The sequence below is a fragment of the Planococcus sp. 1R117A genome, from assembly GCF_051417975.1.
Taxonomy (GTDB): Bacteria; Bacillota; Bacilli; order Bacillales_A; family Planococcaceae; genus Planococcus; species Planococcus shenhongbingii.
Genome location: NZ_JBPRLO010000003.1, coordinates 359,889 through 380,981, shown reverse-complemented (window position 1 = coordinate 380,981; position 21,093 = coordinate 359,889). Strand labels below are relative to the sequence as shown.

At 46.7% G+C, this 21,093-nt stretch carries 17 protein-coding genes and 1 other annotated feature (1 of these 18 cut by a window edge); of the genes, 15 read left to right on the top strand and 2 right to left on the bottom strand.

Annotation, left to right across the window (positions count from 1 at the left end; translation table 11 throughout):
* Positions 1–109: a binding site (T-box leader), on the top strand; it begins 108 nt to the left of the window's first position.
* A gap of 43 nt (positions 110–152) precedes the next feature.
* From ileS to ACSFXN_RS11550, 15 genes are all read left to right on the top strand, one after another.
* Entirely contained in the window at positions 153–2,915 is a 2,763-nt protein-coding gene (gene ileS, locus ACSFXN_RS11620) for an isoleucine--tRNA ligase (protein ID WP_437150270.1), read from the top strand.
* Positions 2,916–3,127: 212 nt separating this feature from the next.
* Positions 3,128–3,607 carry a signal peptidase II gene (gene lspA, locus ACSFXN_RS11615; protein WP_437150269.1) on the top strand — a complete coding sequence of 160 codons (480 nt, stop codon included), beginning with the start codon at positions 3,128–3,130 and terminating at the stop codon, positions 3,605–3,607.
* Positions 3,608–3,612: 5 nt separating this feature from the next.
* Positions 3,613–4,524 carry an RluA family pseudouridine synthase gene (locus ACSFXN_RS11610; RefSeq protein ID WP_437150475.1) on the top strand — a complete coding sequence of 304 codons (912 nt, stop codon included), beginning with the start codon at positions 3,613–3,615 and terminating at the stop codon, positions 4,522–4,524.
* A 189-nt stretch (positions 4,525–4,713) separates the two neighbouring features.
* Complete coding sequence (gene pyrR / locus ACSFXN_RS11605; RefSeq protein ID WP_437150268.1) at positions 4,714–5,253, top strand: bifunctional pyr operon transcriptional regulator/uracil phosphoribosyltransferase PyrR; 540 nt, start codon at positions 4,714–4,716, stop codon at positions 5,251–5,253.
* A gap of 18 nt (positions 5,254–5,271) precedes the next feature.
* Positions 5,272–6,558, top strand: a complete 1,287-nt coding sequence (locus ACSFXN_RS11600) for a solute carrier family 23 protein (protein WP_437150267.1) — start codon at positions 5,272–5,274, stop codon at positions 6,556–6,558.
* Between the two features lie 250 nt (positions 6,559–6,808).
* Positions 6,809–7,678: an aspartate carbamoyltransferase catalytic subunit gene (locus tag ACSFXN_RS11595; RefSeq protein ID WP_437150266.1), complete on the top strand. Its 870-nt coding sequence runs from the start codon at positions 6,809–6,811 to the stop codon at positions 7,676–7,678.
* Between the two features lie 2 nt (positions 7,679–7,680).
* Positions 7,681–8,958: a dihydroorotase gene (locus ACSFXN_RS11590; RefSeq protein ID WP_437150265.1), complete on the top strand. Its 1,278-nt coding sequence runs from the start codon at positions 7,681–7,683 to the stop codon at positions 8,956–8,958.
* Positions 8,955–10,052 carry a carbamoyl phosphate synthase small subunit gene (locus tag ACSFXN_RS11585; RefSeq protein WP_437150474.1) on the top strand — a complete coding sequence of 366 codons (1,098 nt, stop codon included), beginning with the start codon at positions 8,955–8,957 and terminating at the stop codon, positions 10,050–10,052. Before ACSFXN_RS11590 ends, ACSFXN_RS11585 begins: the two co-directional genes overlap by 4 nt.
* A complete protein-coding gene (gene carB, locus ACSFXN_RS11580) occupies positions 10,045–13,233 on the top strand; it encodes a carbamoyl-phosphate synthase large subunit (protein ID WP_437150264.1) in 3,189 nt (1,062 codons plus the stop codon). The genes ACSFXN_RS11585 and carB overlap by 8 nt, the downstream gene beginning before the upstream one ends.
* Complete coding sequence (locus tag ACSFXN_RS11575; RefSeq protein WP_437150263.1) at positions 13,230–13,997, top strand: dihydroorotate dehydrogenase electron transfer subunit; 768 nt, start codon at positions 13,230–13,232, stop codon at positions 13,995–13,997. Before carB ends, ACSFXN_RS11575 begins: the two co-directional genes overlap by 4 nt.
* Positions 13,994–14,908, top strand: coding sequence for a dihydroorotate dehydrogenase (locus ACSFXN_RS11570; RefSeq protein ID WP_437150261.1), 915 nt, complete (start codon positions 13,994–13,996; stop codon positions 14,906–14,908). Before ACSFXN_RS11575 ends, ACSFXN_RS11570 begins: the two co-directional genes overlap by 4 nt.
* Entirely contained in the window at positions 14,905–15,594 is a 690-nt protein-coding gene (pyrF, locus tag ACSFXN_RS11565; RefSeq protein WP_437150260.1) for an orotidine-5'-phosphate decarboxylase, read from the top strand. Before ACSFXN_RS11570 ends, pyrF begins: the two co-directional genes overlap by 4 nt.
* Positions 15,591–16,220 (top strand): orotate phosphoribosyltransferase, encoded by a 630-nt coding sequence (gene pyrE, locus ACSFXN_RS11560; RefSeq protein WP_437150258.1) that lies wholly within the window; start codon positions 15,591–15,593, stop codon positions 16,218–16,220. The genes pyrF and pyrE overlap by 4 nt, the downstream gene beginning before the upstream one ends.
* A gap of 334 nt (positions 16,221–16,554) precedes the next feature.
* The gene (locus tag ACSFXN_RS11555) at positions 16,555–17,901 is read left to right on the top strand and encodes a D-serine ammonia-lyase (RefSeq protein WP_437150257.1); all 1,347 of its coding nucleotides are present in this window, start codon (positions 16,555–16,557) and stop codon (positions 17,899–17,901) included.
* Between the two features lie 250 nt (positions 17,902–18,151).
* Positions 18,152–18,556, top strand: a complete 405-nt coding sequence (locus ACSFXN_RS11550) for a VOC family protein (protein ID WP_437150256.1) — start codon at positions 18,152–18,154, stop codon at positions 18,554–18,556.
* 875 nt (positions 18,557–19,431) lie between these two features.
* Here the strand turns inward: ACSFXN_RS11550 and ACSFXN_RS11545 are convergent.
* Positions 19,432–20,109, bottom strand: a complete 678-nt coding sequence (locus ACSFXN_RS11545) for an amino acid ABC transporter permease (protein ID WP_437150255.1) — start codon at positions 20,107–20,109, stop codon at positions 19,432–19,434.
* Between the two features lie 23 nt (positions 20,110–20,132).
* The gene (locus ACSFXN_RS11540) at positions 20,133–20,984 is read right to left on the bottom strand and encodes a transporter substrate-binding domain-containing protein (protein WP_437150253.1); all 852 of its coding nucleotides are present in this window, start codon (positions 20,982–20,984) and stop codon (positions 20,133–20,135) included.
* Positions 20,985–21,093: the final 109 nt, after the last annotated feature.

Sequence of the window (21,093 nt, the reverse complement as noted above, 5' to 3'; positions counted from 1 at the left end):
GGTGAACCGATTGAGTATCCAATTCCGTTTCCACCACGTTACGGTGTTCGAGTGGCAGCAATAAGCTGCAACAAGGGTGGTACCGCGAGTTTAGCTTCTCGTCCCTTTCCAGGGATGGGAGGCTTTTTATTATGTCTACAGGAGGAATTACAATGGAATATAAAGATACATTATTGATGCCGAAAACAGATTTTCCGATGCGCGGCAACTTGCCGAACCGGGAACCGGAAATGCAGAAGAAATGGGAAGAAATGAATATTTACCAAAAGTCGCTGGAGCGCACGAAAGGCCGCCCTTTCTTCATTCTTCATGATGGGCCTCCATATGCCAACGGCGACCTTCATATGGGCCATGCCCTTAACAAAGTATTAAAAGATATGATCGTCCGTTCACGTTCGATGATGGGATTCCATGCACCATACGTGCCAGGCTGGGACACCCATGGATTGCCGATTGAACAGGCTTTGACCAATAAAGGGGTTAACCGCAAAGAAATGTCTCTTGCGGAGTTCCGTAAACTCTGCGAAGAATATGCTTACGAGCAAATCGACAACCAGCGCGAGCAATTCAAGCGGATTGGTGTCCGGGGCGATTGGGAAAATCCTTATGTTACTTTAAAACCTTCTTATGAAGCACGCCAAATTGAAGTATTCGGTAAAATGGCAAACAAAGGCTATATTTATAAAGGGTTAAAACCGGTTTACTGGTCGCCATCAAGTGAATCTTCACTGGCAGAAGCGGAAATCGAGTATCAGGATAAGAAATCTCCTTCGATCTATATCTCGTTCAAGGTTGTTGACGGAAAAGGTGTTTTAGCAGAAGGGACGAAAGTTCTGATCTGGACAACTACTCCTTGGACAATCCCGGCAAACCTTGGAATCACGGCACATGCTGACTTCAACTATGTTGAGGTTTCTGTAAATAACGAATTGTACATGGTGGCACAAGATTTATTAGAAGAAGTGGCAAAAGAAGTAGAGTGGACGGATTATGAAGTAGTTCGCGAATTCAAAGGGGCCCAGTTGGAACATATTCTGACAAAGCACCCGCTATATGACCGCACTTCATTGATGATGCTTGGTGAACACGTCACGACCGATTCCGGTACTGGATTCGTTCATACTGCTCCAGGACACGGGGAAGACGACTTTTTGGTAGGCAAGAAATACGGCTTAGACGTTCTTTGTCCGGTTGATGAAAAAGGCATAATGACAGCAGAAGCTCCAGGATTCGAAGGCCAGTTCTATGATAAAGCCAATAAATCCATTACTGAAGCGTTGAACGAAGCAGGCGCACTTGAACATTTGGTATTCATCACGCACTCTTATCCACATGACTGGCGGACCAAAAAACCGGTTATCTACCGTGCGACTGCCCAGTGGTTCGTTTCCATCGAAGCGTTCCGTGACCAAATCCTGAAAGCGATTAATGAAACAACTTTTACTCCGGCATGGGGCGAGACGCGCCTATTCAATATGCTGCGTGACCGCGGAGACTGGAATATTTCCCGCCAGCGTGTATGGGGAGTACCGATTCCGGTATTCTATGCGGAAAACGGTGATCCAATCATCACAAAAGAAACAATTTCTCATATCGCTGACTTGTTCCGCGAAAACGGATCAAATATCTGGTTTGAACGTCCGGCAGCAGAATTATTGCCACCGGGATTCACGCATCCAAGCAGCCCAAATGGAATTTTCGTCAAAGAAACGGATATCATGGACGTATGGTTCGACTCGGGTTCTTCACACCAAGGTGTGCTTGAAGAACGGGAAGATCTTCAATATCCAGCAGACTTGTACTTGGAAGGCTCTGACCAATACCGCGGATGGTTCAACTCATCATTGACAACCAGTGTTGCGATTAATGGCATCGCTCCATACAAAGGAGTGTTAAGCCACGGCTTCACGCTTGATGGAAATGGCCGCAAAATGAGTAAATCTTTAGGGAACGTTATCGTTCCTGCTAAAGTAATGAACCAGATGGGTGCAGATATTCTTCGCCTTTGGGTAGCTTCTGTTGATTACACGGCTGATGTACGCGTATCTGATGATAACTTCAAGCAAGTTTCTGAAGTTTACCGCAAAATCCGCAATACGCTGAAATTCCTTCACGGCAACTTGGCGGATTTCAACGAAAAAGAAAACCGTGTGGCATTTGAAGATATGCGTGAGATGGATCAGTACATGGTCATGAAATTGCAGAAAATGATTGAAACGGCTCGCAAAGGTTATGAAGCGTATGATTTCTCATCAATCTACCATGCATTAAATGGTTATTGCGCAAACGATTTAAGTTCATTCTATTTGGATGTCGCAAAAGACGTCGTTTATATCGAAGCTGCTGATCATCCGCATCGCCGTGCTATGCAGACCGTTATGTTCGATTCGTTGATGGCCATCTTGAAATTAGCTACGCCAATCATTCCGCATACTACTGATGAAATGTGGGGCTATTTAGGATTCGTGGAAGAAGAAAGCGTTCAGCTGACTGATTTCCCGGAAAGTGAAATGAACCCAGCATTTGCAGATCTTGAAGTGAAATGGGCGAACTTTATGGATGTCCGCGATGATGTGCTAAAAGCGCTAGAAGAAGCCCGTGCCGCGAAAACTATCGGGAAATCACTCGAAGCGAAAGTGACCGTTTATGGCACAGAAGAAGTAAACAGCTTACTTTCATCTGTGGACGAAAACGTTGCTCAATTGTTCATCGTGTCTCAATACGAGTTTGGCGGGACGATTGACCAAGCACCAGAACATGCTTTGAAATTGAACGAAGTTGCAGTGGTTGTTGAGAAAGCCGCAGGCGAAAAATGCGAACGCTGCTGGACAATCTCTGAAGAAATCGGCAAAAACGAATCACATCCGGCATTATGCCCGCGTTGTGCAAGCGTCGTCGAAAAACAATACGCATAATATGAATACTGGAAAGCTGCCGGGAGAAACCCTGGCAGCTTTTTTGTTTGCTTTAGTTGTGACAGTTTGCTGTTTAGTGGGTAGTGGCTTTCGGAATATTGGCAAGTGAAGACAAGATACTTAACTTATCAAATGTGACATTTCAGGCAGTTTCCTTTTTTAAGTCGGTATGTGGTAAAATAAACTGACTGATGAATTGACGGGGGAAACACATGTTTATTATTTATTATGGGATTGCACTGCTGATTGTTGTACTGGATCAGTGGACCAAATGGCTGGTAGTAAAAAATATGGAACTGGGTGAACGGATCTCTGTCATGGACCCGTATCTTGGATGGCTTTCGCATCGGAACCGCGGAGCTGCCTGGGGGATGCTGGAAGGGCAGATGTGGCTGTTCGCTATTATCACAGTGGCTGTAGTAGCCGGGATTGTTTGGTATTTTCATAAGCACGCAACCGGCAAACCTTTATTTCAACTAAGTTTGATGGTGCTGCTCGGCGGAGCAATCGGAAACTTTATCGACCGCATGCTGCGCGGTGAAGTCGTAGACTTTGTGGATGTGCTGATTCCTGTCATCAATTACGATTTCCCGATTTTTAACGTGGCGGATGCTGCATTGACAGTGGGTGTTGTGCTGATGATCATATTTATCATCATTGACGAAAAACAAGAAAAGAAAAAGGTGTCTTAATGGAAATTGAAGATTTGACAATAGAAATAACAGAAGAAATGGCTGGCGAACGGATTGACAAAGCCGTATCGTCAATCGACGAAGACTGGTCCCGCTCACAAATCGCCAACTGGGTAAAAGACGGCGCTGTAAAAGTGAACGGCGTAACAGTTAAACCGAATTACAAAGTACGTATGGATGACATCATTATTGTCTCTCCGCCATTACTGGAAGAGCTGGATGTGATTCCAGAAGATTTAAATTTGGAAATCGTCTACGAAGATGCAGATGTTCTGGTCGTGAATAAGCCAAGAGGAATGGTGGTTCACCCGGCTCCGGGACATGCAGGAGGCACTCTTGTAAATGGACTTATGTTCCATTGCACGGATTTATCAGGCATTAACGGCGTTGCCCGTCCTGGGATCGTCCACCGTATCGACAAAGATACATCAGGCTTATTGATGGTAGCCAAAAATGATATGGCCCATACTTCTTTAGTCGATCAGTTAGTGAAAAAGACAGTTACCAGAAAATACATGGCCCTTGTCCATGGCCATATTCCGCATGATAAAGGGACAATTGATGCACCGATTGGCCGGGATGTGAAAGACCGCCAGAAAATGGCAGTCATTGATAAAGGCAAACATGCTATTACGCATTTTCGTGTACTGGAGCGTTTCGGCAATTATACATTGGTTGAGTGCCGTTTGGAGACAGGCCGCACCCATCAGATCCGTGTTCATATGAAATATATTGGTTTCCCATTAGTTGGAGACCCGAAGTATGGACCGAAAAAAACGATGGACATTGGCGGGCAGGCGCTGCATGCTGAAGTCATCGGCTTTAATCATCCGCGAACTGGTGAATATCTTGAATTTTCCGCTGATGCGCCTGAGGAATTCTCTGAGCTTTTGGAATCTCTTCGAGAGAAAGATTGACAAAGCAATAGCTTGTTCTTTATACTTAAAAAAACAAATCGAATAAGCAACACCTTTAAAAACGGTCCAGAGAGGCCGAGAAGGTATTTACGCTGGCTGGGAGACTGTCTCCCATGCTGAATTTTTCTGCGCATCTAACCTCTTGCCTCTCTGGCAAGAGGTTTTTTATTTGGAAAAGGAGTGGAGTCCATGGTAGAAAAAGCGGACATACTGGATGAAAAAGCGATTGCCCGAGCCATCACCCGAATTGCCCATGAAATCATTGAACGCAATAAAGGCATCGACGATTGCATTTTGGTCGGCATTAAAACAAGAGGAGCATTCATTGCAAAGCGACTCGCTGAAAAGATTGAACAAATTGAAGGCAAGCCGATTTTAACCGGTGAGCTGGACATTACGCTTTACCGGGATGATTTGAGTCTCAAGAACAAGAATCAGGAGCCGCTGGTCCAGCAAGTGGACATCTCGCATAATATTTCAAACAAAAAAGTGGTGTTGGTGGATGATGTCCTGTATACAGGCAGAACTGTCAGAGCTGCCATGGACGCTGTCATGGATCTTGGCCGCCCGGCACAGATCCAGTTGGCTGTCTTGATCGACCGGGGCCACCGGGAATTGCCGATCCGGGCGGATTTTGTCGGCAAGAACATCCCGACATCAAGCAACGAACGCATCGTCGTTCAAATGGAAGAAAGTGACGGCAGCGATCGTGTAGCGATACACGAATAGAAATGGAGAGATATGACCGTGAATGAAGCAGTACTCGATGTACAAGATCAACCGAAAACGGTCCAATGGATTTCATTGAGCCTACAGCATATGTTCGCCATGTTCGGTGCGACGATCCTCGTTCCAAAATTGGTCGGCTTGAGCCCGGCGATTGCGCTTTTGACAAGCGGCATCGCGACTATCATTTTTATCCTTATCACTCAATTCAAAGTGCCGGCTTATCTCGGTTCATCGTTTGCGTTTATTGTGCCAATCACCATTGCGACAGAAACCGGCGGCATCGGTTCAGCAATGATCGGAGCGATGTTTGTGTCGCTTGTCTATGCCATCGTCGCATTGATCATCTGGAAGACCGGCTACCGGTGGCTGATGGAACTGCTCCCGCCGATTGTAGTGGGGCCGGTCATTATCGTCATCGGACTGGCATTGTCAGGAACGGCGGTTGATATGGCGATGAACATAACGGTAGACGGTGTGAGCCAATATAGCATGAAACATTTCTCTGCAGCACTTGTGACATTAATAACTGCCATCATCTGTAATATTTACTTTAAGAATATCATCAGCTTGATGCCAATCCTGATCGGCATCATTACAGGGTATCTGTACTCGGCAGCCATCGGAATTATCGATTATGCACCGATTGATCAAGCAAACTGGTTCCAAGTGCCGGACTTTCTGATTCCGGGAATCGACTACAGCTTTACCGTAACGCCGACGCTGCTGTTCGTCATGGTGCCGATTGCCATCGTAACGATCTCCGAACACATCGGCCACCAGCTGGTGCTTGGGAAAATAGTTGAACGGAACTACATAAAAGATCCCGGACTTCACCGCTCGATTCTTGGAGACGGCCTGGGCACATTGGTTTCATCTTTTGTCGGAGGGCCACCGAAGACAACTTACGGCGAAAACATCGGTGTTCTTGCAATCACGCGCGTATTCAGCATCTACGTCATCATCGGCGCCGCCGTGTTTGCCATCTTGTTCTCGTTTTTTGGAAAACTGATGGCAGTCATCGAGACCATTCCAACAGCGGTTTTAGGCGGCATCTCCATCCTGCTGTTCGGTATTATCGCATCATCCGGCCTGCGCATGCTGGTAGACAACCGCATCAATTTTGGAGACAAACGGAACCTGGTCATTTCTTCGGTTATCTTGGTTATCGGGATCGGCGGAGCGAAAATCCAGTTCAGCGAGTCGTTCTCAATCGAAGGAATGGCGTTGGCAGCCATCGTGGGCGTTTTACTGAATCTGATATTGCCAGGACGCAATAAAGACGAAATTGATCACGGAACTGAATAATCACCTTTTAATGAATGTCCAGAGAGGCATGGAAAGGGTCGAAGCAAGGGCGAATTATGCCTTTATTTCCTCACACCTTCCTGCCTTCAGGAAGGTGTTTTTTTATCCGGTTTTAACAGTCAGTAAGACTCCCGCTTCTCGAAGTAGGAAATCAACTGACCATAAAACCCGATTGGTTCAACTAATATTCAGTGGGATGAAGAAAACCCACACTGAATAAAGTTTCTCTTTATGAAAGGAAGGGATCCACTTGCCAAACGTACTGACAATGAACAACTTGAAAAATTCAACCATCATGAAATTGCTGAAACGGGCAGGAGAATTCGAGCGCGGCGAGCAACAGCCAATGACAGGCACTATCGTCAACTTGTTCTATGAACCGAGCACCCGGACGAAAATGAGTTTTGAAATGGCGGAACATAAAATGGGGTTGACGGTGCTGCCATTCGAAACTGCATTTTCAAGCGTCCAAAAAGGAGAAACTTTGTATGACACCGTCAAAACTTTTGAATCGATTGGCGTGAACGGAGTCGTTATCCGACACGAAGAAGAAGCTTATTATGAAGAACTCAAAGGCTGCAATGTCGCCATCATTAACGGAGGCGATGGTTCGGGGCAGCATCCGACACAGTCATTGCTGGACTTGTACACCATCCACCAGGAGTTCGGCCGGTTTGAAGGGATCCATGTAACGATAGTTGGAGACATCGCCCATAGCCGGGTGGCAAAATCAAATGCAGCGGCACTTGAACAGCTCGGCGCCAAAGTCTCGTTCGTATGTCCAAAAGAATGGAGCGGCAACTACAAAACGTCGCAAAACCTGGACGACTTTCTCGCAGATACGGATGTTGTCATGATGCTGCGCGTCCAGCACGAACGCCATGCGGTATCCGCCTTGTTCTCAAAAGAAAACTACCACGCACAATATGGCCTGACCGTTGAGCGTGAACGGAAAATGAAAGACTCGGCAATCATTATGCACCCGGCTCCAATCAATAGAGGAGTTGAAATCGCGGATTGCTTAGTAGAATGCGAACGTTCGCGGATATTCAAACAAATGGCAAACGGAGTTTTTGTCCGGATGGCTGTACTGGAATATGCATTAAAAGGGAGAGAATGAGAATGGAATTGTTGATTAAAAACGTGAAGATGCTGGAAAACGGAGAACTAACAGAGACGGATGTGCGGGTGGCACAGGGGAAGATTAAGGAAATTGGAGCTAATTTGAATCCTAATGGAGAAAATGAAATAGACGGCAAAGGCCGGATGATCGCACCAGGATTTGTAGACGTTCATGTGCATTTGCGTGAACCAGGCGGCGAGCAAAAAGAAACAATCGAAAGCGGGACAAAATCTGCAGCTAAAGGCGGCTATACGACAATCTGTGCGATGCCGAATACGCGTCCAGTGCCGGATTCGAAAGAAAATCTGCAGCATGTCAACGGTTTGATTGAGAAAAATGCGCTTATCCGAGTTTTGCCGTATGCTTCCATCACCATCCGGGAAGCCGGAAAAGAACGCACGAACTTACAGGAATTAAAAGAAAACGGCGCTTTCGCTTTCACTGATGACGGAGTCGGCATACAGCAAGCGGGAATGATGTACGAAACGATGCTGGACGCTGCTAAAATCGATATGCCGGTTGTGGCACATTGTGAAGACAATAGCCTGATATATGACGGCGTCATGCATGAAGGCAGACGAAGCAGCGAACTAGGGCTTAAAGGAATTCCATCGATCGCTGAATCGGTTCATATTGCTCGGGACATTCTGCTGGCGGAAGCAGCAGGTGCACATTATCACGTATGCCACGTTTCTACGAAAGAATCAGTCCGTGTCATCCGCGATGCAAAACGTGCAGGCATCCACGTAACGGCAGAAGTGACGCCGCACCATTTATTGCTGTCGGAAGACGATATTCCGGGAGACGACGCCAACTGGAAAATGAACCCGCCGCTTCGTGCCAAAGAAGATTTAGAAGCGCTGCACGAAGGTCTGCTTGACGGCACGCTGGACTTTATTGCGACAGACCATGCACCGCACACCTTGGAAGAAAAATCGAACGGCATGCAAAAAGCGCCGTTTGGTATCGTGGGATTTGAAACGGCGTTTCCGCTGCTGTATACAAAGTTCGTCGAAACCGGTGAATGGACGCTGCAGCAATTGATTGACTGGCTGACCATTAAACCGAGCGAAACATTCGGGCTGCCTTATGGAACAATGGAAGTTGGAACAACAGCTGATTTGGTGCTGCTGGATTTGAAAAAAGAACAGCCAATCCAAATCGATGAATTTTTAACCAAAGGCAGAAATACTCCATTCGGCGGCTGGAGCTGCATCGGATGGCCGGCAATGACAATTTACGGTGGACAAATCGTATGGCAGGAGGAGACAAAATAATGAAACGGTATTTAATTCTAGAAGACGGAACGGTATTTGAAGGTACGGCATTCGGCAGCGACACTGCATCAGTGGGCGAAGTGGTGTTCAACACGAGCATGACAGGGTATCAGGAAATTTTATCAGATCCATCTTACTGCGGACAGATTGTCACCATGACGTATCCATTGATTGGCAATTACGGCATCAACAGCGATGATTTTGAATCAATCCAGCCTGCTGTAAAAGGCATGGTGGTCCGTGAAGTTGCGGAATATCCATCCAATTTCCGCTGCAACTCAACGCTTGATGATTTATTCCGCATAAAAAATATTCCGGGAATTGCTGAAATTGATACCCGCAAATTGACGCGGCTGATTCGTTCCAAAGGCTCTATCAAAGGGGTTTTGACAGCTGCAGGCGAAGAAGTGAACATCGATGAAGTGGTGGCAAAACTTAAGGGGACGGAAATGCCGAATAATCAAGTGGAGCAGGTTTCAACCGCACGCCCTTATCCAAGCCCTGGGCGCGGCAAACGGGTGGTGCTGATTGACTACGGCATGAAGCACGGCATCTTGCGCGAATTGAATAATCGGGATTGCGACGTGATCGTTGTCCCTTATAACACAACTTCTCAAGAAATTTTGGCTTGGGGTCCGGACGGTGTCATGTTATCAAATGGTCCTGGAGATCCGAAAGACGTGGAACAATGTGTCGAGGTGGTTCGGGAACTGCTCGGCCAAGTGCCGATTTTCGGAATTTGTCTGGGCCACCAGCTGTTTGCCCGTGCCTGCGGAGCTGAAACCTTCAAATTGAAATTCGGCCATCGCGGCGGCAATCATCCGGTAAAAGATTTGGCGACAGGAAAAGTGGAAATCACTTCACAAAACCATGGCTATGCAGTGGATGAAGATACTTTGCAAGGCACGCGCCTAAAAGTAACGCATAGAGCGATCAACGACGGCACCAATGAAGGGCTCGCCCACTTGGATTACCCAGCGTTCACCGTGCAATATCATCCGGAATCATCACCTGGACCGGAAGATTCAAACTATCTGTTCGACCGTTTTATCGAAATTATGAGCGCAACTCGAAAGGAGCAGCAATATGCCTAAAAGACAAGATATTCAAAGTATACTCGTAATCGGATCAGGTCCAATCGTTATTGGACAAGCTGCAGAATTTGACTATGCCGGAACGCAAGCCTGCTTGGCATTAAGAGAAGAAGGCTACCGCGTCATTCTGATCAACTCCAACCCGGCAACAATCATGACCGATACAGAAATTGCAGATAAAGTGTATATCGAACCGATTACACTCGATTTTGTCAGCCGCATCCTTCGAAAAGAGCGTCCAGATGCTTTACTTCCGACACTTGGTGGACAAACAGGACTGAATATGGCAATTGAATTGGATGAGTCCGGAATTTTGGATGAACTGGGCATTGAAATTTTAGGTACGAAACTGGAAGCCATCCATAAAGCAGAAGACCGTGACTTGTTCAGAACATTGATGAACGAACTCGGAGAACCGGTTCCGGATTCAGATATCATCCATAACCTGGATGAAGCGAAAACTTTTGTCGAACGCGTGGGATTCCCAGTCATCGTCCGTCCAGCGTTCACTTTAGGCGGCACTGGCGGCGGGATTTGCCACACGCCAGAAGAACTGCAGGAAATTGTCACAAGCGGCTTGAAATACAGCCCCGTAACACAATGCCTGCTCGAAAAATCAATAGCCGGCCTTAAGGAAATTGAATATGAAGTCATGCGGGACGCCAATGATACGGCGATTGTTGTCTGCAATATGGAGAACGTCGATCCTGTCGGCATCCATACTGGCGACTCGATTGTTGTCGCACCAAGCCAAACGCTGTCCGACCGGGAATACCAGATGCTGCGCAATGTTTCATTGAAAATCATCCGGGCTTTGAAAATCGAAGGCGGCTGCAACGTCCAGCTTGCACTAGATCCAGACAGCTTTAATTACTACATCATCGAAGTAAATCCGCGCGTCAGCCGTTCTTCGGCATTGGCGTCGAAAGCGACTGGCTACCCGATTGCCAAACTGGCCGCAAAAATTGCTGTTGGATTGACACTGGATGAAATGATGAACCCGGTAACCGGACGCACTTACGCTTCATTCGAACCGGCACTGGATTATGTAGTTGCGAAGATTCCGCGCTGGCCTTTCGATAAGTTCGAATCGGCAAAACGCAACTTGGGTACGCAAATGAAAGCGACAGGTGAAGTCATGGCGATGGGCCGTTCATTTGAAGAGGCGATTTTGAAAGCAGTACGGTCTCTTGAAACAGGCCAGTTCCATCTTGACTTGAAAAATGCTGATGCCATGAGCGATGAGTGGATCCAAAAACGCATTTGCCGTGCGGGCGATGAGCGCTTGTTCTTTATCGGGGAAGCACTCCGCCGCGGTGTGACAATTGAAACCATCCATGAGTGGAGCCAGATTGACCTGTTCTTCCTGAAGAAATTCCACAATATCGTCCAGTACGAAAATGTCTTAAGCGACAACCGATTTGATTATGCAACAGCGAAAAAAGCGAAACGCATGGGCTTTGCGGATAAAACCATCGCGAAATTATGGAATGTATCGGAGCAGGAAGTCTATAACTGGCGCAAAGAGCAGAAGCTGATGCCGGTCTATAAAATGGTCGACACGTGTGCAGCGGAATTTGAGTCGGAAACACCGTACTTCTACGGCACGTATGAAGATGAAAATGAATCGATCCGCACGGATAAAGAAAGCATCATCGTCCTTGGATCTGGCCCGATCCGGATCGGGCAAGGCGTCGAGTTTGACTATGCAACTGTGCATTCCGTATGGGCCATCAAAGAAGCGGGATACGAAGCAATCATCATCAACAACAATCCAGAAACTGTATCAACGGACTTCTCGATTTCAGACAAATTATACTTTGAGCCTTTGACCGTAGAAGATGTCATGCACATCGTAGAAATAGAGCAGCCGAAAGGGGTAGTGGTTCAGTTTGGCGGGCAGACAGCCATCAACTTGGCTGACAAGCTTGAACAAAATGGCGTGAAAATCCTTGGCACTTCTCTTGAAGACCTGGACCGAGCAGAAAACCGCAATAAATTCGAAGCAGCCTTGCATGAAATCGGTATTCCACAGCCGCTTGGCAAAACAGCAGTGTCAGCAGAAGAAGCGGCTGTCATCGCCAATGACATCGGCTATCCGGTACTCGTTCGCCCTTCGTACGTTTTGGGTGGACGCGCGATGGAAATTGTCTATAACGAAACGGACCTGCGCCATTATATGGAGCATGCCGTTGAAGCGAGCCCGGAACATCCGGTCCTTGTTGATAGATATTTGACAGGAATCGAAATCGAAGTCGATGCCATTTCAGACGGAGAGAATGTGTTGATCCCAGGGATCATGGAACATATCGAACGTGCAGGAGTCCACTCCGGAGATTCAATTGCGGTTTACCCGACGCAAAACATTTCACAAGATTTGCTCGATACATTAGTCGACTATACGACTCGCCTGGCAAAAGGCTTGAACATTGTCGGCTTGCTGAATATCCAGTACGTCATCTCGAAAGGTGAAGTGTTCGTGATCGAAGTGAATCCACGCTCGAGCCGGACAGTGCCATTCATGAGCAAAATTACGGCGATTCCAATGGCCAATATCGCGATGAAAGCGATTCTTGGACAAAGCATCACCGATCAAGGCTTCACGCCAGGGCTTGCACCGCTTTCAAAAGGCGTTTACGTAAAAGTGCCGGTGTTTTCTTTTGCTAAACTGCGTCGCGTAGACATTACGCTCGGACCTGAAATGAAATCGACAGGCGAAGTCATGGGGAAAGATTCAACACTCGAAAAAGCTTTATACAAAGGACTTGTCGCAGCTGGCATGGAAATTAAAGACCACGGCTCTGTATTGATGACGATTTCGGATAAAGATAAAGAAGAAGCAGTAGGCCTGGCAAAACGCTTTACAGCCATCGGCTACCACATTATGGCTACCGAAGGAACTGCAAAATCATTGGAAGAAGCTGGTGTACGAGTTACGACAATCGGCAAAATCGGTTCAGAAGGAAAGACGCTGATCGACGTCATCCAGAACGGCCATGCCCAGCTGGTCATCAATACATTGACCAGAGGCAAACAGCCGGAACGGGACGGTTTCCGCATCCGCCGCGAATCCGTGGAAAATGGAGTCCCTTGCTTAACGTCACTCGACACAGCAGAAGCGATGCTGCGCGTCATCGAATCGATGACATTTTCGGCAGAAGAAATGGGAGCTGGCGTATGATTAAACAAGAACGTATGGTTGTTGCTAATCAGCAGGAAATTGCCCACCACATTTTCGAATTGACTGTGAAAGGCGAATTGACCGGGGAAATGAAAGCTCCGGGTCAGTTTGTCCATGTGCGAGTAGCAGAAAGCTTTGAACCGCTGCTGCGTCGCCCGATTTCGGTAGCTTCCATTGATTATGCAAACTCTCAATTCACCATGATTTACCGGGCTGAAGGAAGAGGAACGACATTATTGTCCGCGAAAAGAATCGGCGACACAGTGGATATCCTTGGGCCGCTTGGCAACGGTTTTCCGGTAGAGCAAGCTAAACAAAAAGCCTATTTGATCGGCGGCGGCATCGGTGTCCCCCCCCTTTATGAGTTAGCGAAAGAACTGAATGAAAAAGGAATTGAAACCGTCCATATTCTCGGTTTTGAAAGCAAACAAGCTGTTTTCTACGAAGACAAATTCCGGGCGCTGGGAGACACGCATATTGCGACAGTTGACGGGTCCCATGGTACGCAAGGATTTGTGACTCATATTTTAAATGAGCTGCCGAAGGACTTTGACACGTATTACAGCTGCGGACCTACTCCGATGCTTGAAGCCGTCCAATGGGCTTACCCGGAGAAGCAAGGGTTCCTGTCTTATGAACAGCGGATGGGCTGCGGTATCGGCGCATGTTTCGCCTGCGTTTGCCGAACGACAAAAAGTGAAATGGATTACATCAAAGTATGTTCTGATGGACCGGTATTTCCAGCGGGGGTAGTGATTACATGACAAATTTAACAGTAAAACTTCCAGGGCTTGATTTAAAAAATCCCATTATGCCGGCATCCGGCTGTTTCGGTTTCGGCAAGGAGTATGCACAGCTTTATGATTTATCACAGCTCGGGGCCATTATGATCAAAGCGACAACGGTCGAAACGCGCCTCGGCAATCCGACGCCGCGCGTAGCCGAAACGGCATCAGGCATGCTGAACGCGATCGGGCTTCAGAATCCAGGCCTTGAAAAAGTGCTGGGTGAGGAACTGACGCGGCTCGAGCAATATGATGTGCCGATCATCGCGAATGTAGCAGGAACCACGACAGAAGATTATGTGGAAGTAGCAAAGGCGATTTCCCAGTCTCCGAACGTCCATGCACTTGAAATCAATATTTCATGCCCGAATGTCAAACAAGGCGGCATTACGTTTGGAACCGATCCGGATATCGCCAGAGAATTAACGCGCGCCGTAAAAGACGTTTCATCTGTTCCGGTTTACATCAAATTATCTCCGAACGTCACAGATATCGTATCAATCGCCAAAGCGGTTGAAGAAGGAGGGGCAGATGGCATCACGATGATCAATACGCTGCTTGGCATGCGCTTGGATGCAAAAACTGGGCGTCCGGTCATTGCTAATATCACCGGAGGATTGTCCGGCCCCGCAGTAAAACCGGTCGCACTTCGCATGGTTTATGAAGTTCGGAAGCAAACCGATTTGCCTATTATCGGAATGGGCGGAATTGCAGATATCGATGACGTCATTGACTTTTTATCCGCCGGCGCCAATGCCGTAGCAGTAGGGACGGCTAACTTTGTCAATCCGTTCGTGTGCCCGGAAATCATCGGTCAATTACCGGAGAAATTGCATGACCTCGGTTATGAAACCGTTGAAGAACTAGTCGGAAGGAGCCACCGTCTGTGAACAAACCCATTATTGCCCTAGACTTTTCATCAAAACAACAAGTAGAGGAATTTTTGTCTAAGTTCGACGAACCGCTTTTTGTCAAAGTCGGCATGGAACTTTTCTATCAAGAAGGACCGGAACTGGTGCGCAGCATCAAAGCGATGGGCCATCAGATTTTTCTGGACTTGAAACTGCATGATATCCCGAACACTGTGGAAGCGGCGATGCGCGGGTTAGCGAAACTGGGCGTAGACTTAACCAATGTCCATGCAGCAGGCGGCCTTGAAATGATGGAGGCAGCTAAACGCGGGTTGAAAGGTTCTGATACAAAACTGATTGCGGTGACTCAGTTGACTTCTACCGACGAATCGCAGATGCATGAAAACCAATTAATTTACGTCAGCCTTGAAGAATCGGTGCTGCATTATGCCAAACTGGCAAAATGGGCTGGCCTGGATGGAGTGGTGTGCTCAGTTCTGGAAGCAAGCAGCATCTCCGAGGTATGCGGGCAGGAATTTTTGAAAGTCACGCCGGGCATCCGTTTGGCAAACGCTGCAGTGGACGACCAAAAACGGGTAGCGACTCCGGGGAAAGCCCGCGAGCAAGGCTCTACACATATCGTGGTCGGTCGGGCAATCACTAAATCGGAAGATCCATCAGCAAGTTATCACCAAATTAAAAACGAATGGAGCGGCCAAGCATGAAACAACATATCGCGAGACAATTATTGAATATCGGGGCGGTTGAGCTGCGTCCCCAAGATCCATTCACTTGGGCATCCGGCGTTAAATCACCAATCTATTGCGACAATCGGCTGACTATGTCTTATCCGGCTGTACGAAAAGAAATCGCCAAAGGTTTAGCGGGCCTGATCAATGAATTTTACGCTGACTGTGAAGTGGTCGCTGGTACAGCAACGGCTGGGATTCCCCACGCGGCATGGGTCAGTGATTTGTTGGACTTGCCGATGGTTTATGTCCGTTCGAAAGCGAAAGAACATGGCCAAGGCAATATGATCGAAGGCAAAGTGGAAGCCGGAAAAAAAGTGGTCGTTGTGGAAGATTTGATTTCCAAAGGCGGTTCAGTTTTGCAGGCAGCAGAAGGATTGAAAGCGGCTGGCTTCGACGTGCTTGGCATCGTGGCGATATTTACATATGATTTACCGCAATCGATTGAAGCGATTACTGGCGCCGGTTATACATTCCATACCTTAACGAATTTCCCGGCACTTGTAGAAGAAGCAATGGAAATGAACGCCATTTCAGAAGAGGATTTGCCAATGCTTGCCGATTGGCATGAAAGTTTGAAAGCAGGAACGTTGGGAAGCTGACCTTTGGGTCGGCTTTTTTTCGTTGGACAGTATTTGGTTGATTGCGGACAGTAACAGGGCATTCGGGGACAGTATTTATGGTTCAGCGGACAGTATTTGCTCTAAATGGACAGTAAATGAAAAAACTGTAAAACTGATCATCTGTATAGAAAGACAGACTTGCGGATGGATAAACTGCTTGAGATTTTGCCGCGCGAGAAGAAGCAGAATGCCGCAGCTTCAATTTTGTACAAGTAGCAGATTTAGTAAAATAAACACTCAATTCAGTAAAAAATATTTGATTTTCGTGTATGATAGAAGCAAAGAGCATCTTTAGATAGAAAGGATGAAATGCATGCAAGTCACTCAACAGCAAATCAACAATTGGAAACAGCAATATCCTTTATTAGAGGACGTACTTTCTTTAAGGCCGGTTTTCTGGCAGAATCCGAAACAAACTTCTATGGATAACGTTCCGCCAATGGCAGTTTCCTTGGAGGATATGGAACAAGCGGAATTATTATGGCAGCGTTTCGCACCTTTTTTGGCTAAAGAATTCGAAGATGCGGAACCTTCGGATGGCATCATCGAGTCACCGCTTAGAGAAATTACAGAAATGAAAAAAGCGCTGAATGCACATTACCATGCGAATATACAAGGAAACTTATACTTGAAATGCGACAACGAATTGCCGATAGCGGGATCGATTAAAGCTCGCGGTGGCGTGTATGAAGTACTGTATTTGGCAGAACAACTGGCAATAAAAGCAGGGTTGATTTCAAAAGAGGACAATTATGAAATGTTTTCCAAACCGGCTTTTAGGCAGTTTTTCAGCAATTATTCGATTGGCGTTGGATCTACTGGAAACTTGGGACTCAGCATCGGCATTATAGGTGCGAGGCTTGGTTTTCAGACCTCCGTATATATGTCATCGGATGCCAAGCAGTGGAAAAAAGACTTACTTCGCCAAAAAGGTGCCATTGTTCATGAATGTGAAGGGGATTTCAGCAAAGCGATAACGCTTGGCAGGGAACGGACGCAAGCGGATCCAAATGCTTATTTTGTAGACGATGAAAAGTCGAAACAACTATTTCTTGGTTATAGCGTCGCAGCTTTCCGTTTGAAACAGCAGCTTGAAGAAAAACAAGTTGCTGTTGATGCGGATCATCCTTTATTTGTCTATTTGCCATGCGGCGTCGGCGGTGCTCCTGGCGGTATCACATTTGGATTGAAACAAGTTTTTGGTGATGCTGTGCATTGCTTTTTTGTGGAACCGACGCATTCGCCGGCGGTATTGATCGGATTGCTGACAGGCGAAAAAGAGAAAGTCAGCGTCCAGGATTTTGGCATCGATAACCGGACAGAAGCAGATGGATTGGCAGTAGGCCGGCCTTCCAGTTTTGCCTCTTCAATCAGCGAAAAGCTGGTGAGCGGGGTTTACACTTTGGAAGACGGGGAATTGTTTAAATTGCTCGTAATGCTATCTGACAGTGAAGGCATCTCCGTTGAACCTTCTGCGACTGCCGGCTTAAAAGGCCCAGGAGAAGTGTTGGGAAGTGATTATATAACAAACCATGGCTTAAATGAAGAGATGATCACCCATATTGTCTGGGCGACAGGCGGGAACTTGGTCCCTCGGGAAGACATGGAACGTTTTTATGAAAAGGGAATGGAAATTTTGAATGATCAATTGAAATATTAAACTACCTCCTCTTTTAAATTTTTAAAAGGCAAGTATTTCTGAGATTGCTTTGCAAACAGTAGTTATTCAGCAGACAAGTGTCGTTGGAACATTGAAGACTATACTCAACAGATGCATTTTCTATTGGAACCCAATATCTGCTTTTTTAAGAACAGCCGTAAATGGCTGTTCTTTTCAATTTTTAAAGGACTTATAAAAACTTATATCGAATAAGAAAGATAACAAATTTCGGAAGGAAGGAGGAGGACAAATGGCAGTGCAAGCTAAAGAAATCTATGTGAATTTGCCAGTGAAGGACCTGCAAAAATCGAAAGACTTTTTCAGCAGCCTGGGGTTTGAATTTAATCAGGAAATGACCAATGAGCAAGGCGCCTGTATGATGGTTGGAGAAAACATTTACGTTATGCTATTAACAGAGGCTTTTTTTAAGACATTCACGAAAAAAGAGTTAACGGATGCAACTCGCAACACGGAAGTCATTACAGCGATTTCAGCGGATAGCCGGGAAGAAGTGGATGAAATGGTCAATAAGGCGCTTGCCGCAGGCGGTACAGCTTCTAATGATCGAATGGACGATGAGTATATGTACGGCTGGAGTTTTCAGGACGTGGATGGGCATCTTTGGGAAGTCATTTATATGCCACAACAAAGTTAAGGGCAACAGCCAGAAGCTGCTTTGAAATAAGCAGCCAGCTTGTTGAGAAAGATAAAACTTGTATTGGTGATCCTTTAACCGATATTCCGCCAACCAGCTGCGAAGACATTGGCCGAGGGTTGTGAGGCCACGTCTTTGCGACGAAGCGCGCAGCGCTGCAGGAGCATAGGTTTTTCGCCGCGGGCGAGCGCCAAGCCGCTTCGTCGCTTACGCTCCTGTTTCTGCATCGCTGCGCTAGCTTCGAAACATGAAAGGGCGTTGCAGAGTCTCGGCTGTCTCGCTATCCCGCAGGCAAGACATTAGCCGAAGCTTGCGAGGCTAAGTCTTTGCGACGAGCTTGCGCAGGAGCAGTACGGTTTTCTCCGCTGTTTGGCTCCATATCTGGAGAGTCTGAACAAACAAGAAAGAGCTTTCTTGAACCGTCCCTCTTTTCGAGAGTCTTTAAAAGTGGTAAAAGGAAGGTGAATGTAGCGGAAGGCGGCGACTCCTGTGGGAATAGTGTGAGCCCTGAGACCCCGCAGGGAGCGCTAGCGAGCGAGGAGGCTTAGGGCCGCACCCCGCGGAAAGCGTCCGCCCTGGAGCGAAATGACAGAAGGATATACGAGTTTCTCGACAGCCTGGATGCTTTAAAATAAGCAGCTTTTGGCTTTATTTTTGTGGAGAAAATACTGCCCTGTAGCTTTCACTTCTTGTGCTGGATTAAAAGTCATGCGTGTAGAAAAATTCTATTTTTAAGTAGTTCCGCGCATCCGCATGGATTGCCTTACCAAATGAGGATAGAGGAGAACACAAAGAAAACTAGTGAAATCTGCTTCTCATTAACGCAAAAAAGACTTCCGGAAAGGGAAGTCTTTTTTGCGATTGAATTTTACTTTTCATAAAAATTCTGCAAAGCGTTTTTCTAAATAATTTTGCAGAATGGTCATGACAGAACAAATTGCCCAATAAATGAGCGCCACTAGAATCAATAATGTCAGCAAATCGTATTCACGTGCCCCGACGATTCGGGCTTTTTGAAAAATTTCTGGAACCGTGATCATCGCTGCTAAAGAAGAGGCTTTGATCAAGTCCAGAAAAACATTTGAAAGCGGAGGCACGGCGATCCGGACAGACTGCGGCAGTATAATCCGCTGCATCGTTTGCCAGTAGGACAGGCCGAGTGCAGTTGATGACTCCCATTGCCCTTTGTCAACTGAAGCTAATGAGGACCGGAATACTTCAGCGATATAGGCAGCGGAGTTGATGGTGAAGCCAATTAAAGCTGCCTGCAATGCGGTGAACTCGATGCCGATTACCGGCAAGGCAAAATACAGCAAAAACAAAATGACCAAAATCGGGACGCCCCGCATAAAGGAGATATAGAGGCGTGCCGGCCATTGAAGCAAGATGAGTTTGGAAGTGCGGGCAAGCGCCAGGAAAAAACCGATAATCAGTCCCAATCCCATGCTCACTATCGAAATCAGCAAGGTATACCAGATGCCTTCCAATACATAAGGAAGGGATTCAATCGCCAATGCCGGATCAAAGAGCAGCCCCCATTCAATATCACTCATGACAAACCCTCCATTTTAATGACTTACTCAATATCCGGTTTTACCGATACGTCTGCACCATCGAAAAACTCGGCGGAAATCTTAGAAATCGTTCCGTCCGCCAGCATTTCTTCTAATACTTTATTAACGTTTTCAGCAAGTTCCGTGTTGTCTTTATTCATTACAAGGCCAACTTCTGATGGGCTGTACTTGATGTCAGGATGAATTGTAATGTTCAGCTCAGGAAAAGCAGCGACTCCGAACTTCGACAAATAATAGTCATTCAAAATGACATCGGTGCGGCCGATTGATACATCGCGCAAATACACTTCATTTGTCGCATTATCATAAGTCACTTCTTCAGCGCCGTAGTCTCGGGCAAGTTCCATATAAATGGATGTAGAAGCGCCAGCAGCTTTTTTGCCTTTCAAGTCTTCCAGCGTTTTGATGCCGGATAAATCATCTTTTCGGACAACTGCTGTGCCATAAGAATATTTGATAGGCGTAGAGAAGGTGAATTTATCCAAACGGTCTTCCGAAATTTCGATGTCGTTTGCTGCGATATCGATTTGGCCAGTGTTGACGCTTGTCAGCATCTCGTCAAACCCAAGCTCTTTGAATTCAATATCCAAATCCAGGCGATTGCCCAGCTCGCGGACGACTTCCACTTCAAAACCGGTCAATTCATCAGATTCGGCATCCCGGAACGAAGTGGCAAGAAGTGTTCCGGAAGTCGCAACCGTCATGGAGCCTTGTTCCTGAATTTCGTCCCATGCTGTTTTGGTTTCAGCGGGTTCTGCTGTATCGCTGCTATTATTGCCGCAGCCTGCTAATAAAACCATTGATGCGACGGTAGTCGCCACGAGCCATTTTGGCTTGTTGAAAAAAGTAATCATATGTATAAGCCTCCCAAAATTTATGTTCTTTAAAAAGATAGCATTTACTTTGAATTCAAGCAATGCAATCAATTCGTTTAATAATAATTTTGTTATGTAAACTAACAGA

Excerpts from the sequence above, each read along its gene's own strand:
- ileS (WP_437150270.1), top strand. The coding sequence starts at position 153 with ATGGAATATAAAGATACATTATTGATGCCGAAAACAGATTTTCCGATG.
- lspA (WP_437150269.1), top strand. The coding sequence starts at position 3,128 with ATGTTTATTATTTATTATGGGATTGCACTGCTGATTGTTGTACTGGAT.
- pyrR (WP_437150268.1), top strand. The coding sequence starts at position 4,714 with ATGGTAGAAAAAGCGGACATACTGGATGAAAAAGCGATTGCCCGAGCC.
- ACSFXN_RS11590 (WP_437150265.1), top strand. The coding sequence starts at position 7,681 with ATGGAATTGTTGATTAAAAACGTGAAGATGCTGGAAAACGGAGAACTA.
- carB (WP_437150264.1), top strand. The coding sequence starts at position 10,045 with ATGCCTAAAAGACAAGATATTCAAAGTATACTCGTAATCGGATCAGGT.
- ACSFXN_RS11575 (WP_437150263.1), top strand. The coding sequence starts at position 13,230 with ATGATTAAACAAGAACGTATGGTTGTTGCTAATCAGCAGGAAATTGCC.
- ACSFXN_RS11570 (WP_437150261.1), top strand. The coding sequence starts at position 13,994 with ATGACAAATTTAACAGTAAAACTTCCAGGGCTTGATTTAAAAAATCCC.
- pyrE (WP_437150258.1), top strand. The coding sequence starts at position 15,591 with ATGAAACAACATATCGCGAGACAATTATTGAATATCGGGGCGGTTGAG.
- ACSFXN_RS11555 (WP_437150257.1), top strand. The coding sequence starts at position 16,555 with ATGCAAGTCACTCAACAGCAAATCAACAATTGGAAACAGCAATATCCT.
- ACSFXN_RS11550 (WP_437150256.1), top strand. The coding sequence starts at position 18,152 with ATGGCAGTGCAAGCTAAAGAAATCTATGTGAATTTGCCAGTGAAGGAC.
- ACSFXN_RS11545 (WP_437150255.1), bottom strand. The coding sequence starts at position 20,109 with ATGAGTGATATTGAATGGGGGCTGCTCTTTGATCCGGCATTGGCGATT.
- ACSFXN_RS11540 (WP_437150253.1), bottom strand. The coding sequence starts at position 20,984 with ATGATTACTTTTTTCAACAAGCCAAAATGGCTCGTGGCGACTACCGTC.